The organism is Roseospira marina (assembly GCF_014197855.1).
Taxonomy (GTDB): Bacteria; Pseudomonadota; Alphaproteobacteria; order Rhodospirillales; family Rhodospirillaceae; genus Rhodospira; species Rhodospira marina.
The window spans coordinates 1-13,558 of record NZ_JACIGJ010000032.1 but is presented as its reverse complement, the minus strand read 5'-3'; the positions used below and the strand labels follow the sequence as shown (position 1 = coordinate 13,558).

The following is a 13,558-nucleotide window of genomic DNA, read 5'->3' as shown; positions in this document are numbered from 1 at the left end:
CGCGATCCAGACCCGGGTCCAGGCGGTGATCAGAGGCAAAAAGTGTTACCTATGTCATCGGTCCAAAACGTTACCAATGTTTCCGGTTGCTCAGCCCGTGCCGCCCGTGATGTCGTCGCCGCCCGTGATGTCGTCCGTCGGCAGGTGGTCGAAGACGCCGAGCACGTGGTTCAGATCGACGGACAGGTCGCCGATGGCGAGGTAGGTCGAGGCGTCCTGCGTGGCGACGCCGGTCACCTGACCCAGCGAGGTCGTCCAGGTTTCCAACTCGTCCGTGGCGTCGTCGCGTTCCGTTGCTGCGACCTCCAGCAGGTACACGCCGTCGTCCACCTTGGCGCCGTCGTCGTCGGTGCCGTCCCACGAGATTTTGTGGAGGCCGGCGGTGCGATCACCGGTGAACGTGCGGACGATGTGGCCGTCCAGATCCTTCACGTTGACCACGACGGTTTTGACATCGTCGCTCAGGCCGTAGGTGAACACGGCCTGCCCGTCCTGGAGCATGACCTTGTCGGTCTCAACCTCGACGTAGGAATTCAGGTAGTTGGTCGCGAAGGACTGCTGGTTCCGCACCGAGGATACCAGCATCGCTTCCAGGTTTTCGTTCGTCGTGATCGTCTGTTCGACCTGCGCGAATTGAACGAGCTGGTTGGTGAACTCGGTCGAATCCATGGGCGACAGGGGATCCTGGTTCTTGAGCTGCGCCACCAGCAGGTTCATGAACGTGTCCATGTCGTTGGCGAGCTTGTTCCGGGCACCGTTGCTGTCCGTGATCGTGTCGCCGATGACGTTCGCGGAGGTGATGGTATCCACCATGGGGACGTTCCTTTTGCCTCAGACCTTCACGTTCACGCCGCCGCGCTGGCGGGCGGCCTGCGAGCGGACGGCGTCCAGGTCGGACGCCGCGGCGTCCACGTCGTCGGTGCTTTCGCTCCCGGCGCTGTCGGACCCGGACGGCCGCGCGCTGCCGCGTCCGCCGCCGTCCCGCGCGGTTCCTGCCGCGCCGCCATCGCCGCGCAGGCTGAACTGAACGCCGCCGCCGTCCATTTTGAGGCCGGCGTCCTGCAACGCGCGTTCCAGGCCGCGCGCGTCGCGTTGTAGCATGTCCAGCGTGTCGGCCTTGTCGACGGTGACATGGGCGCTGACCCGGCCGTCCTTGCCGAAGTCCAGCTTGACCTCGACGCGGCCCAGATTCTCGGGATTGAGCTGGACACGCACGCGGTCCATGCCCCGGTTGACCGCCTTGCTGATGTTGACGCGGATCTGCTCCACGACCTTGCGGGTTTGCGGATCCGGTTGCGCCCGCTCGGGCGTGGCCGCCGTCTGCGTGGTGCGGCCAAGCTGGTCGGCGAAGCCGCCGCCGGAGGCCGCGCCGCCGCCGCTGTCACCGGAGCCTGTGCCGGCGGACCCGGTCGAGCCCGACGCGCTCCCTCCGGCGCCCCGCGTGCCCGTTTGTGCGCTGGCCTGCGCGGCGCGGACGCCGCCGTCTCTGGCGCTTTCCACCGCGTTGGCGCGGGCGGTGGTGGTGGCGGAGGGCGCGCCCCGCTCGCTGCCCGCCGGGCCGGTCGCGCGTGGGGCGGTTGCGGCGGCGGCAGTGGCGGCGGCCGCCCGGGCCGCGTTCGTATCGGCCTCGGCATCGGTGGGGGCCTGCGTGCCCTGGGCCGGTGCGATCCGGTCCGCGCGCGCCTCGGCGGCGGCCGTGTTCTGTTCGGCGAGGCTGGGCGTTGCGCCCGGCTTGCCGGCCGCGTTGCTGACGAAGCCGTCCCCCTGGCTCTGCCGCATCCCGTCGAGGGCTTGATGCCGCAGGGCGGCGGCGCCCGTGGTGTCGGCGCCGTCGCGGGCGGTCGTGGTCGGCGTGTTCTGTCCGGTCCCGGCACCGCTGGCGGTGGCGCCCGTGGTGCCGGCCCCGGTTTGAGCCCGGTCGCCGCCGGTGACGGTGACGGACACCTTCACCGGCTGCTCGGGTTTGATCTGGCTGGCCAGGGCGTCGGCCTGCGCGCGCGCGGCGGCGTTGGTGCCGGCGGTCGCGGTGCGCGTGGCATGGGTCGGATCGGTCGCCGTTTTGCCGGTCTGGGTGGTGGGGCCCTCCTGGGTCGCGGCGGCCGCGTTGGCGGCGGCGGCGCGGGCGGCGGCCGTGGTGGCCGGGCCGGTCTCCGTCGCGGCGGTGCCGGCGGGATCGCTTGCCGTGGCGGTGGTGCCCCCGGTGGTCGCGGCGGTGGTGGATGCGCCGGCGGATGCGGAGGTCGGTGTGGTGGCGGCCGTCTCGCCGGGCGCGGATGCCGCGCCCTGTGCGCCAACGCGCTCGGCCGCGCCCTGCGCGTTGGCCGAGGCTGTCAGGGCATCGGGGTTCGGGGTGGGGGTCTGCGGCGTGGCCGTTCCGGTTGAGGATGCCCCGGCGGTGCCGCTCTCCGATGAGGCCGCATTGTCTTCCGACGCCGCATCCTCGTTGCGGGTCCCGTCGGCGTCCTCCGTGGCGTCGGCCTTGCGAGGGGCGTGGTCGCGATCGTCGCGGTCTTTCGACCGGTCTACGGCGTCGTCGTGTTTGTCACGCGAGGGGGCCGGCTCGCGCTCGCGCACCGGCTCGGAGTCGGCCGGTGGGGCGAACAGGGTGTCGGTCAGGTTCGTGGTCGTCATGGAGAACGGGCCGCCCGCGCCGCTGGTGCGCTGCCGCAAATAGGCGTCGAACAACGCGCCGGACGCGCTGGCGGAGGCCGTGTCCGAGCCGCCGGATCCGGTGTTCGATCCGGTGCGGGGGGGCGGGTTGGGCAGAACCGATGAGACGTCCATGATCGCCGTCCTGTCGCGCAAAAAGTCGTCGTTTCGTGAGACGTGGCCCCGGGGCTTCGACAGGCCCCACCGGACGCATGGCTCCGACACCGGGGTATGCAACGGCCGGGCCAACTCGGGCGCTGGCGCATTCCGCCGCCTTTCGAGCGAACCGGAGCCGCCACCTGTTGCGGCATCGGCGTCGTGCGGGCAGAGTCTGCAGGCGCCGACCGGCAAATCCTGCCGCCCGCGTGCCGAAGGCGGCGGCCAGGGGCGGCATTAACGTCTTGGTGGGGCGGTCGGGTGTAGGCTTGCGGCGATGGTGACCAGAGGAAGGAACGCCCGCGTGAGACAGTCTTGGGATCGAAAGGCTGCGCCCCACCTGTGCGGGGTGCTGGCGCTGGCCCTGCTGGTGGCGGGACCGGCCCTCTTGCCCGCGACCGCCGCCGAGACCGGCAAGACTTTTCAACATGGGCACAGCACCGCGCCGTTCTGGCAGGTGGGCGATCCGAGCCCCGAGCTCAGCCGCTTGTGCCGCCAGGGGCGTTTCAATCAAAAGAAACACGTGGGCCTGTATATCGGGTATTACGGGGTGGACAATCGGGGGCGGGGCTATACAGGCGTCGCCAAACGCGGATACAACCTGATCGACCCGACCGGGCAGGCCGAAGCCGATATGACCTATCACTTCTTCAACGACGGCTATTCGAACTGCAAGGTCTACGTCGCCGCAGACCCGCCCCCGGAAGACGGCCCGCCCCCGCAATAGGTCGTTGCGCGGGCGGGGATCGTCTCCTCCGATCCGTGTTCCCGATCCCGTTCCATGCCCCGTTACAAGCTTCTGATCGAGTTCGATGGCAGCCCGTTCGTGGGCTGGCAACGCCAGGACAACGGCCCGTCCGTCCAGCAGACGCTGGAAGAGGCGGCCGAGCGCCTGTGCGGTCAGCCGGTCCGCCTGCACGCCGCCGGCCGCACCGATTCCGGCGTGCATGCGCTGGGCATGGTCGCGCATGTGGACCTGCCGCGCGCGTACCCGGCGGGCAAGGTGGCCGACGCCCTCAACGCGCTGGCCCGGCCGGCGCCGGTGGCCGTGCTGGCGGCCGAGGCCGTGACCGAGGACTTCCACGCCCGCTTTTCCTGCCTGGAGCGGTCGTACCTGTACCGTATTCTCGTCCGCCGGGCGCAGCCGGCGCTGGAGCGCGGCCGGGTGTGGTGGCATGCCCGCCCCCTGGACGCCGAGGCCATGCACGCCGCCGCGCAAACGCTGGTCGGGCACCATGATTTCAGCAGCTTCCGCGCCAGTGAATGTCAGGCCGACAGTCCGGTGAAGACCCTGGACGCCCTGGACGTGGCCCGCCGGGGCGACGAACTTCATGTCACCGCGCGGGCGCGGTCCTTCCTGCACCACCAGGTCCGCAACATGGTGGGCACGCTGGCCCTGGTGGGGCGGGGCAAGTGGACCGCGCGCGATGTGGCCGCCGCCCTGGCGGCGTGTCAACGCTCTGCCGCCGGCCCGACCGCGCCGCCGGACGGGCTGTATTTTCTGGCGGCGCGCTATCCCGAGTCCGTCCCGAACACTGCCCCCGACGGCGAGGAGTGACCCGCGCATGCACTGGCTGACCCTGACGGGTGCGATCGTCCTGGAAGTCATCGGCACCACGTCGATGAAGCTGTCCGAAGGCTTTACCCGACTGTGGCCCTCGCTGGGGGTCTTCGCCTGTTACAGCGCCAGCCTCGCGCTTCTGACGCTGGCGCTGAAGAAGTGGGATGTGTCGGTGGCCTATGCGATCTGGTCGGGCTTGGGCACGGCCCTGATCGTGATCGTGGGCATGACGTGGTTCGGCGAGGCCTTGACCTGGATGCGCGCGGTGTCGATCCTCTTGATCCTGATCGGGGTGGTGGGACTGAACCTGAGCGGCTCGCCTCACTGACACACGACGGTACGGCCGGCGAACCCGGTCCGACCGGTGGAGCCAAGCGGGCGATGGATATGCGCGAGGATCGCAGCGACAACGCCGAGATCGGCGGAGACACCCAGGACGGGGCCGAGGCGTCCGACCGTGAGGGCCGGCGCGGTCCCGTTTCGACCCTGACCATCGTGACCGTGCTGTTCTTCCTGGGCATCGGGCTGATCCTGACCGGCGTGTGGAACTACGGCGAGTTGATCGTTACGGCCAGCCGGGGCACGTCGATCCTGATGCTCGGGGTTGCGTTCATCATCGCGCTCAACGTCATCGCCATCGTGCTGATGCTGGTGCTGCTGAAGACCATTCACGGGCGGGACGACTAGGCCGCCGCGTTCGCCGGTGTGACCGCCCAACCCGGAGCGCGGTGCCCATGCGCGATTCTACGCTGACCGCCGTTCTTCTGGCCGCGCTGGCGGGCCTTCCCATCCTGCTGGGCGGGGCGTTGGCCCGGGTGGAGGGGCTGCTGCCGGGCTGGCTCGACCGCGAGGTGCGCCATACGGTCACGGCGTTGGTGGGCGGGATTCTGATCGCCGCCGTGGCGCTGGTGCTGATCCCCAAGGGCACCGAGGCGCTGTCGCCGCTGCCCGTCGCCTTGTGCATGGGCGGCGGGGGCGTTCTGTTCCTGTGGGTGGACAAGGCCCTATCGGAGAGCGGGGCGAAGGTCTCCCAGCTTCTCGCCATGCTGCTGGATTACGTGCCCGAGGCCATCGCGCTGGGAGCGATGCTGGCGACCGGCGATCCGGCGGCGTACCTGCTGGCGCTGCTGATCGGGCTGCAGAACCTGCCGGAGGGGTTTAACGCGCTGCGGGAGATGACGGTGGGACGCCACGGTCTCCGGTTCGGGCCGGCGTTCGGGCTGCTGGCGGGCTGCACCGTGCTGGGACCGCTGGCGGCGCTTGGGGGGACGCTGGGCCTGGGCGATCATCCGGCGCTGCTCGGCGGTGTCATGCTGATGGCGGCCGGCGGCATCCTGTATCTGACGTTCCAGGATATCGCGCCGCAGGCGCATCTGCGTCGGGGCTGGGGACCGCCGCTCGGTGCCGTCGCGGGCGTTCTGATCGGGGTCCTGGGTGAGATGGTGATGCGGTAGGAGCGACGGGCCGCTGTCAGGCTTCTTCGCGCATCGCGTTGACGAAGGCGGCCAGACCGGGCTGGCGCTCGCGGCGCAGGCGTTCGGCGGTCAGGATGGCGCGCACGCGGGCGATGGCGGCATCGATCTCGGTGTTGACGACGACATAGTCGTACTCCGCCCAATGGCTCATTTCATCCGACGCCTTGGCCATGCGGCGGGCCACGACCTCCTCCGGATCCTGCGCCCGGGTGCGCAGGCGGCGCTCCAACTCGGCCGTCGAAGGTGGCAGGATGAACACCCGCACCAGATCGCGCGGCAGGCTGTCGGCGAGCTGCTGCGTGCCCTGCCAGTCGATGTCGAACAGCATGTCGCGTCCGGCGGTGAGCGCGTCCTCGACCTGTCGGCGGGGTGTGCCATAGTAATGGTCGAAGACCCGCGCGTGCTCCAACAGGTCGTCCTGGTCGACCATGGCGTGGTAGTGCTCGTCCGAGATGAAGTAGTAGTCGGTGCCGTCCCGCTCCCCGGGGCGCGGCGACCGGGTCGTGACGGAGACCGAAAGGCTGATGTCCGGATCCTCGGCCAGCAGGGCGCGGCTGATGGTGGATTTGCCCGCCCCGGACGGCGAGGAGAGGACCAGCATCAGACCGCGCCGCCGGATCGGCCGCCCGGTGTGGTCGACGTTGAGGGGAAGGCTTGCGGACGTGTCGGGCATGCCGGTCACTCGATGTTCTGGACCTGCTCGCGGAGCTGGTCGATGGCGGCCTTCAGGTCCAGGCCGAGAGCGGTCATGGCGGTCTCGGCGGCCTTGGAACACAGGGTGTTGGCCTCGCGGTTGAACTCCTGGCACAGGAAGTCGAGGCGGCGGCCCACCGGCCCCTCCAGCGCCAGAAGGTCGCGGGCTGCCTGGACGTGCGCGGCCAGCCGGTCCAGTTCCTCGCGGATGTCGGCCTTCGACGCCAGGATGGCGGCCTCCTGGTACAGGCGGTCTTCCGCCTGCGCCGGAACGGTGCCGGAGGGCTGACCGCTCAGGACCTCCAGCACCGGCGCGATCTGGGCGCGCAGGCGGTCGCGGATCGCTTCGGGTTGGTTCGAAGCCAAGCCCGAGGCTTTGGTGCGCAAGGCGTCGATATGGTCGAGGATCCCCGCCAGAACCGGGGCGAGGCGTCCGCCTTCCTCCTGCCGCGCCGCCGCCAGGGCATCCAGCGCCTGATCGAGGCCGACCAGCAGGGCCTGATCCCGCGCGGCGCGGGCCTCGACAGTGTCTGCGCCGTCGGCGGCACCGTCGGCGGTTTCCAGAACCCCGCGCACAGCCAGCAGGCCGTCGATCCGCGCCGGGGCGAGATCGGGGAAGCGCCGGGCCACATCCTGGGCCGCTGTCGCCAGGGTCTCCAGCAGGGTCTGATTGATGACCGGCGCGCTGGTGTCGCGCGCGGCCTCGTAATTGAGCGACAGGGTCACGTTGCCGCGCTTGAAGCGCTGCGCGATGGCGGCGCGGGCCGGGCCGTCGAGGGTGTCGAAGCCTTGGGGCAGGCGCACGCGCAGATCCAGGCCGCGTCCGTTCACGCTGCGCGCTTCCCAGGCCCAGCTGCCGCCCTGGGGGCCGTCGATCTGGCCTTGCGCCCGGGCGAAGCCGGTCATGCTGGCGATGGTCACAAATAGGACTCCGTGGCGGCGGGCGGTCGACGATGGGTACGGGGCGTTATAAGGCCCCGACCCCCCGCGCGGCAACCGGGCTTGGGGTCCCTCGAGAACGCGATCATGTGGGGGCTGTCGTAGGAGGACGATCAGGGGGGTGGCCGGCGCGTGGCGCCAACCGCGCCGTTAGAGGGCGCGGCGGACGGAGGGCGCCGCTGGCGCGGGCCATGGGATCAGCGTCTCGCGCCGCGCGGAACGAGCGGCGCGTGCGACGGGGCGGCCGCTGCACTGGGCCGGAGGGGGCAAGGCGGGGCAGGGCGGTGTCCTGTCCGCCAGACGCCCGACCCAGGCGCGGCCGCCGTGCCCCTGACGTGCCGATGAGTCCTTTGGAAAGGTCGGACGCCTATTCCGCGGCAAGGTGGTAGGCGGTCGCCAGAGGCGCGATCATCGCGTTGTCCATGGAGTCCGCGTCCGAATCGGAGTCCCAGGAGGCGACCGGGTCGGCGCCGTGCCAGACGCCCGGCAGGGCGCAGCGCAGAACGCGCGGCCACGCCGCGCGGATCAGGGTGTCAAGCGCCTTCCGCAGCAAGGGGCGGGCGGCGGGCGCGACCCGCTCGGACAGCCGCTCCAGCAGGCGGTCATCCACGCGGCCCTCACACACCGCCTGATCGAGCAGGGCACCGAGCAGCCGGGAATCCGGCCCGGTGGGGTCATCCCCGGGCTGCCCGAGGGCGATGGGATCGTCGCTGTGGACCGTCAAGACGGCCATCAGGGTATCGAGCCCCGACAGCGCGCCGAGCAACCCGCTTGCCCCCAGGCGGCGCACGGTCGAGGGAGGAAAGGGGGAGTCGCATCCGGGGGCGCGACGCCATGTGCGGGCGGCGTCCAATAGGGCAAGCCCCGGCGCGCCCGGTTCCGCCGGTCGGGTGGGAAACGGGACAACGGTGCGAGTCATGGCGGGCCTCCAGGGTGGCGGGAGGAAAAATCCGGCGACCGGGTCCGAGGGCGCTCGGCCCGGTCGCCGTAGGGGGGCAGGTATCGCGACGGGAGGTGCCGGGAGAACGCAGGTCGGCACCTCCATGTGCCCAAGAACTATACTGCAAATGATAATGACTTGCAATTAAAGAGTCGGGAAGCCCTGCGTTTTTTGAGCCTACCGTCTCCGAGGGTTACGGGGGCCCCGATGAGGCCCCCGTCGAGCCCAACGCCGCCGCCATCACTCGCGATACCGGGCCCTCATCGTGGCGGATCGCAGCGGCAGTCCGTCGGTGTGTTGGCGACAGCGCAGCCCGAGGACGACCCGCAGCTGGCGCATCCCTTGCGGCGGCGCCCGAACATGGTTCGCCAGAGATAGGCGGCCGCGAGCGCCACGACGACGATCACGGCGGCGGCGTCCAGCAGCCCGAATCCGGCCTCGTGTTCCAGGTCGATCGGGGTGGCGGTCGCCGTGCCGGTTCCGCCCGCGCCCTCCGTGGTGGACGCCTCGGCGGCGGTCGGGATCATCAGAGAGTCGGAGGTCATTCCGCACGTCCTTCCGTACCGGTGGCATAGGCGGGGCGCGGCAGAGTCCGCCCGAACGGCGCGCGGAAAAACCCGACCAGCAGCAGCAGGCCGAGCGCGCTCAGGTAGATCGCCGTCATCATCTCCAGGCCCGTCAGACCGAGCGCCGCTCCGATGCTGTACGTCAGGCTCGCCATCGTCAGCGCCAGTGTCGTGGGGAAGACGATGGAAAAGGCCATCCAGGCGTAGGACTGCGTCTGCACCCGGATCATGATCGTGGTGGCGAGGCAGGGCGGATACAGCGCGAAGAACAGCATCAGCGCCACTGCCGTCAGGGCGGTGTACCCGGCGGCCTTCTGCTGGCTGCCCATGCGTTCCTCAAGGGTCTGGTTCTCGCCCTCGGGCTGGTCGAACAGCACGCCCAGGGTCGCGACGCTGCTTTCCCGGGCCGCGAAGCTGCTGAACAGGGCCACGTTGATCTTCCAGTCGAAGTTCGCGTATTGGGTCACGGGCTCCAGGGCGCGCCCGAACTGGCCGAGCACGCTGTTGACGATGCGCTCGTCCTTCATCTCCCGGCGCAGTTCCTTGCGCTCGGTGGCCAGGGTGCGCAGCGCCTTCTGGGCTTCGCGGGCGTTCGGGTCGCGGCTACGGACCACGAACGGCGCGAGATCGGGGTGATTCTCCGTGATACGGGTGTCCAGCGCCTCGGCAGCCTCGCGGCTGCCGACCATCATGCGGTCGCTGCGGTAGTCGGTGTACAGGTTCACCAACTGCGTCAGGCTGTCCTGGTCAGGGACGGCGGCGGCGAGCGGGTTGCCCTCCAGGGCGGTCCGAAAGTCGGTGATCGCCGCCTCCGCCCGGGTGTGATAGGCGGCCTGGCGTTCGGGCGACAGGCCCGGGAATTGAAGCAGCACGTAGACGATGGTGGCGATGGCCACGACCACCGTGCCCACCTTCTTGATGTACAGCCACGTCCGGTCGACGGACCGTCGCAGCACGCCGGTGACGGTCGGAAGATGGTAGTGCGGCAGCTCCATCACGAAGGGCGCCGTCTCCATGTGGCGCAGCACGCTGACGGACAGCAGCTTGGCGATCAGCAGGGCGAAAATGACCGTGATCGTGGACAGATAGAACAGGATCAGGCCCTTGGTGTCCGGAAAGTAGATCGTGATGAGCAGGGTATAGAGCGGCACCTTGGCCAAGCAGTTCATGAACGGCACGGTCAGGATGGTCGCCATCCGCGCCCGCTGGTCCGGGATGCCCTTGGTCGCCATCACGCCCGGCACCGCGCAGCCGCCGGCGAACACGCCGGCCAGGATGTAGGGCAGCGTCGATTGGCCGTGCAGTCCGAAGCGGTGCAGGATCCGGTCCAGGATGAAGGCGATCCGCGCCATGTACCCGCTGTCCTCCAGGATGGCGATCAGCGCGAACAGAATCAGGAAGATCGGCACGTAGTTCAGCAGGGCGTTGGCGGAATCCACCATCCACAGGCCGAGCGAGCGCACCATGGGGTCGTGCAGGAAACCGGCGGCCGGCAGCACATCGCCGGCTAGACTGCGGAAGCCCGCCAGCAGGGGCCACGTGACCTTGGTCAATTCATAGCCCTGCACGATCGACAGCTCGTAGATGATCCAGACGGTCAGCACCAGGAAGGCCGGCGCCAGCCACCGGTTCAGCAGCACCCGGTCGATGCGCTCCGTCAGCGGCATCCGTCCGGTGTCCGCCCGGCTGGTGCCGGTCGCCACGATGTCGCCGGCGAGGTCGTCGCGGCAGGCCGCGATGTGATCGCCCACCGACCGGCCCTTGCGGGCCTCGAACGCCTCCGCCGCCTGATGGGCCTGGTCGAGCAGCCCGTGGGCGTTGGACACCATCCGGCGCAGGATGCGCTCCGCCTCGGAATCGGCCTCCAGAAGGCGAACCGCCATCCAGCGCGCCGAGACCTTATCGGTGACCGCCGGCAGGTCGGCGATGCGGGCCTGAAGGGCGGCAACCTCGTCTTCCATGTCGCCGTAGTTGAGCGACGCGGGCGTGACCGGCTCGGTGCGTTCGGCGACCGCGCGGATGGCGGCCCGCAGGTCCTCCCGGCCGGTCCCCTTGTGCCCGACCACGGGAATGACGGGCGCGTTCAGCCGCGTCGCCAGAATGTCCAGGTCCAGGGTCAGGCCCCGGCTGTGGGCCACGTCGGTCATGGTCAGCGCGACGACGACCGGAAAGCCCATCTCCAGAAGCTGAAACGTCAGATACAGCCCGCGCCGCAGGGTCGTGGCATCGATGACATTGACGATGACGTCCGGCCGTTCGTCGTTCAGGAACGCCCGCGCGACCCGCTCCTCCAGCGAGAACGACGTCAGGCTGTAGGTCCCGGGCAGGTCGACCAACTCCACCGCCAGATCGCCGTCGCGATAGTGGCCGCTTTTCTTGTCGACGGTTACGCCCGGGTAGTTGGCGATGTGCTGGTGAACCCCCGTCAGCGCGTTGAACAGCGTCGACTTACCGCAATTGGGTTGTCCGGCCAGGGCCACCCGAATGCTGCGGGGAGCCTGAACCGAACGGTCAGAGGGGAAGGAAGGGGGGCACGGATCGGACATCGACGAAGGGCCTCTGATGAACGCGGAGGGCTGCGAAGCGGAGACGCCGGGGCCCGTCTCCGCGCAAGGACCGGCCGCCCTCCGGCGGTCCGGTCCAGGGGTCTCTGTTGCGGGGCCGGCCGCCTTTCGGCGATCCGACCCCGGGTTCTCCGGAGTGGGGCCGGCCGCCTTTCGGCGGTGCGGCCCCGGGGTGCGTGCGCCGCGGACCTTACTGGGTCGCGGCCGACTCCATATCGTACGCCCGGATCCAGAGCACGGCGTCCTGGCTCAGCTCTTTGCCCTCGTGCTCGGTCACGGGGCCGGAGCCCAGGGCGGCAAACCCCCAGAACCCGGCCCGGGGAATGCCGAAGGTAAAGGCGCCGTTGGCGTCCGTGATGGCGACCACGGCCCCGCCCGGCATCGGACCGACCGTGGGGGCGGTCGGGCTGTTGGTCTCCATGTCCGGCGCTGCGGCCATGTATTCGATTTCGATCTCCGCGCCGGCGACCGGTTCGCCGTCGGACAGGAGAACCCCGGAGAACGTCGAGCCGGCGATCACGTTGGTCGGCTTGTTGAGCGGCACGATCTCGGTCGGCAGGCCGGTCGGCTCGTTCCAGCCCGTCGGAATGCCACCCTTGTTGAGGATGGTTTTCGTGATCTGCTGGATATAGATGTCCTCACTCTCCTCATAGTACGGGGCCGGCGTGAACGCGACAATGTAGTCGCCGTTGCGCTTGACCGGGATGGCGGCCTCGTAGCCCTGGGCCTCGTTGTGGGCGGCGTGGAACGTGATCGGCGCCAGGGTGTCGGTCAGGTCGGTCACGTCGCCCTTGAAGGTGACGGTCAGGGACTCGGGCATGCCCATGTCCATGGCGTGGCCGTTCTCCATCGGGTGCCAGAAGAAGAACTTCATGGGCACATCGCCAGGGGTGGAGAGGTTGACCTCCGGCGTGTAGGCAAGCTGGAAATGCGCCAGGGCGGGCGTGGCCGCCACGAAAAGGGCGGCGGCGGTCAAAGCGGTGCGAAGCATCGGGCGGACTCCTCGACAGGGCTGAGTGATCGATAGGTCTGAATGAACCGGTCTGGAGGATCAGTAGATGTCGGCGGCGGGCACGGTGATCTGGTGGCCTTCGCCGGCGTCGAACATCACGCTGTAGTCGCCGTCGGGCTTGTCGAACGTGAACTCGCTGTTGGCGTCCATGGTGCTCTCCTGAACGACGCCGCCGTCGGCGCCGAGCACGCGGACGGCCACGCCCGAGGCCGAGGAGCCATCGGAGAACCCAGCTTCGCACAGCACGGTGCCATCGCCGTTGTCATAGCAGGAGAACAGGGGCGTGTGCGCCCAGGCGGCGCCGACCGGCGCGAGGGCCAAGGGGGCGGCGAGGGTGGCGGCCAGGGCGGTGGTACGGGTCAGGGCGCGGATCATGAACGTCTCCGGGATGAACGGTGGTGCGATCAAGGAACGCGGGTTTGGCCGCGTCCCTATCTTGGGTTCCGGAGGTACCGTATTAAAACTAAGAACGACTCGCAACAAAAATCCTCATAATGCGTAGGGGTAGCGGACTGTGGCTCCGCTCCAGGCGTAAAGGCCTTGGGCGGTCCGTGGCGCGGGGCGGATTTGAGCGCAGAGGGGGCGTTTCGCGCGGCCGGCGCCGTTGGTCGCCGAGACGTCGCCCGCGTCCGATGTCGCGAGCCTCTGGTCAGATGCGGGTTCGGACGATATATCTACCGATGTCGCTGGCGGTGCCGGCCCGTCTGTCGGGCCGCGCGCGCAGGCTGGCCATTAGGCCCTTGTAGCTCAACTGGTAGAGCACCTGATTTGTAATCAGGGGGTTGCGGGTTCAAGTCCTGCCGGGGGCACCAATGAAATCAAGGGGTTGCGAGACGTTTCGCAACCCCTTTTTCATGCCCTAAACCCCTCTGGGTAACGCCTGGGTAACGGTGTTTGTGCGGGAGCTGCTGTAGCGCGGCGGCGGATTTGGCACAAATCTGCACCGGTTTGGCACACCGGACAGGCGTCCGGGGCGGCATGATTTAGCGGCCGCTGGCGGGCG

The 13,558-nt window shown here is 69.3% G+C and carries 14 protein-coding genes and 1 tRNA gene; 6 read left to right on the top strand and 9 right to left on the bottom strand.

Annotated elements, in window-relative coordinates; translation table 11 throughout:
• Positions 1-90: 90 nt before the first annotated feature.
• Complete coding sequence (locus GGD82_RS20140) at positions 91-813, bottom strand: flagellar hook assembly protein FlgD (RefSeq protein WP_150064190.1); 723 nt, start codon at positions 811-813, stop codon at positions 91-93.
• 18 nt (positions 814-831) lie between these two features.
• A complete protein-coding gene (locus GGD82_RS20135; protein ID WP_150064189.1) occupies positions 832-2,784 on the bottom strand; it encodes a flagellar hook-length control protein FliK in 1,953 nt (650 codons plus the stop codon).
• 325 nt (positions 2,785-3,109) lie between these two features.
• On the opposite strand from GGD82_RS20135, the gene GGD82_RS20130 reads away from it, so the two are divergent.
• Genes GGD82_RS20130 through GGD82_RS20110 form a run of 5 tightly spaced genes read left to right on the top strand, consistent with a single transcriptional unit; the run spans position 3,110 to position 5,820 of the window.
• On the top strand, positions 3,110-3,532 hold the full coding sequence (locus tag GGD82_RS20130; RefSeq protein ID WP_150064188.1) for a DUF8265 family protein: 423 nt from the start codon (positions 3,110-3,112) through the stop codon (positions 3,530-3,532).
• A 54-nt stretch (positions 3,533-3,586) separates the two neighbouring features.
• Positions 3,587-4,363: a tRNA pseudouridine(38-40) synthase TruA gene (gene truA / locus GGD82_RS20125; protein ID WP_150064187.1), complete on the top strand. Its 777-nt coding sequence runs from the start codon at positions 3,587-3,589 to the stop codon at positions 4,361-4,363.
• 7 nt (positions 4,364-4,370) lie between these two features.
• Positions 4,371-4,694: a DMT family transporter gene (locus GGD82_RS20120; RefSeq protein ID WP_150064186.1), complete on the top strand. Its 324-nt coding sequence runs from the start codon at positions 4,371-4,373 to the stop codon at positions 4,692-4,694.
• Between the two features lie 53 nt (positions 4,695-4,747).
• The gene (locus GGD82_RS20115) at positions 4,748-5,053 is read left to right on the top strand and encodes a hypothetical protein (protein ID WP_184013334.1); all 306 of its coding nucleotides are present in this window, start codon (positions 4,748-4,750) and stop codon (positions 5,051-5,053) included.
• Positions 5,054-5,100: 47 nt separating this feature from the next.
• On the top strand, positions 5,101-5,820 hold the full coding sequence (locus GGD82_RS20110) for a ZIP family metal transporter (protein WP_150064184.1): 720 nt from the start codon (positions 5,101-5,103) through the stop codon (positions 5,818-5,820).
• A gap of 16 nt (positions 5,821-5,836) precedes the next feature.
• On the opposite strand, the gene gmk is transcribed toward GGD82_RS20110, so the two are convergent.
• The 7 genes from gmk to GGD82_RS20075 all read right to left on the bottom strand — a co-directional run bounded on the left by gmk (position 5,837) and on the right by GGD82_RS20075 (position 12,930).
• A complete protein-coding gene (gmk, locus tag GGD82_RS20105; protein WP_150064183.1) occupies positions 5,837-6,514 on the bottom strand; it encodes a guanylate kinase in 678 nt (225 codons plus the stop codon).
• Positions 6,515-6,519: 5 nt separating this feature from the next.
• Positions 6,520-7,455 (bottom strand): YicC/YloC family endoribonuclease, encoded by a 936-nt coding sequence (locus GGD82_RS20100; RefSeq protein ID WP_170284495.1) that lies wholly within the window; start codon positions 7,453-7,455, stop codon positions 6,520-6,522.
• 385 nt (positions 7,456-7,840) lie between these two features.
• Positions 7,841-8,392 carry a hypothetical protein gene (locus tag GGD82_RS20095; protein WP_150064182.1) on the bottom strand — a complete coding sequence of 184 codons (552 nt, stop codon included), beginning with the start codon at positions 8,390-8,392 and terminating at the stop codon, positions 7,841-7,843.
• A gap of 281 nt (positions 8,393-8,673) precedes the next feature.
• Complete coding sequence (locus GGD82_RS20090; protein ID WP_150064181.1) at positions 8,674-8,958, bottom strand: FeoB-associated Cys-rich membrane protein; 285 nt, start codon at positions 8,956-8,958, stop codon at positions 8,674-8,676.
• Positions 8,955-11,459: a ferrous iron transport protein B gene (gene feoB / locus GGD82_RS20085; RefSeq protein WP_221240836.1), complete on the bottom strand. Its 2,505-nt coding sequence runs from the start codon at positions 11,457-11,459 to the stop codon at positions 8,955-8,957. Before feoB ends, GGD82_RS20090 begins: the two co-directional genes overlap by 4 nt.
• 274 nt (positions 11,460-11,733) lie before the next feature.
• Entirely contained in the window at positions 11,734-12,534 is an 801-nt protein-coding gene (locus GGD82_RS20080; RefSeq protein WP_150064179.1) for a DUF4198 domain-containing protein, read from the bottom strand.
• 60 nt (positions 12,535-12,594) lie between these two features.
• The gene (locus GGD82_RS20075) at positions 12,595-12,930 is read right to left on the bottom strand and encodes a hypothetical protein (protein WP_150064178.1); all 336 of its coding nucleotides are present in this window, start codon (positions 12,928-12,930) and stop codon (positions 12,595-12,597) included.
• Positions 12,931-13,291: 361 nt separating this feature from the next.
• Between GGD82_RS20075 and GGD82_RS20070 the strand changes: the two genes are divergently transcribed.
• Positions 13,292-13,367, top strand: a tRNA-Thr gene (locus tag GGD82_RS20070).
• Positions 13,368-13,558 lie beyond the last annotated feature (191 nt).

Bases quoted from the DNA above. Each gene is read 5' to 3' on its own strand.
- GGD82_RS20075 (WP_150064178.1), bottom strand. From the start codon at position 12,930: ATGATCCGCGCCCTGACCCGTACCACCGCCCTGGCCGCCACCCTCGCC.
- GGD82_RS20090 (WP_150064181.1), bottom strand. From the start codon at position 8,958: ATGACCTCCGACTCTCTGATGATCCCGACCGCCGCCGAGGCGTCCACC.
- GGD82_RS20140 (WP_150064190.1), bottom strand. From the start codon at position 813: ATGGTGGATACCATCACCTCCGCGAACGTCATCGGCGACACGATCACG.
- GGD82_RS20135 (WP_150064189.1), bottom strand. From the start codon at position 2,784: ATGGACGTCTCATCGGTTCTGCCCAACCCGCCCCCCCGCACCGGATCG.
- truA (WP_150064187.1), top strand. From the start codon at position 3,587: ATGCCCCGTTACAAGCTTCTGATCGAGTTCGATGGCAGCCCGTTCGTG.
- GGD82_RS20110 (WP_150064184.1), top strand. From the start codon at position 5,101: ATGCGCGATTCTACGCTGACCGCCGTTCTTCTGGCCGCGCTGGCGGGC.
- GGD82_RS20080 (WP_150064179.1), bottom strand. From the start codon at position 12,534: ATGCTTCGCACCGCTTTGACCGCCGCCGCCCTTTTCGTGGCGGCCACG.
- GGD82_RS20115 (WP_184013334.1), top strand. From the start codon at position 4,748: ATGGATATGCGCGAGGATCGCAGCGACAACGCCGAGATCGGCGGAGAC.
- GGD82_RS20120 (WP_150064186.1), top strand. From the start codon at position 4,371: ATGCACTGGCTGACCCTGACGGGTGCGATCGTCCTGGAAGTCATCGGC.
- gmk (WP_150064183.1), bottom strand. From the start codon at position 6,514: ATGCCCGACACGTCCGCAAGCCTTCCCCTCAACGTCGACCACACCGGG.
- GGD82_RS20095 (WP_150064182.1), bottom strand. From the start codon at position 8,392: ATGACTCGCACCGTTGTCCCGTTTCCCACCCGACCGGCGGAACCGGGC.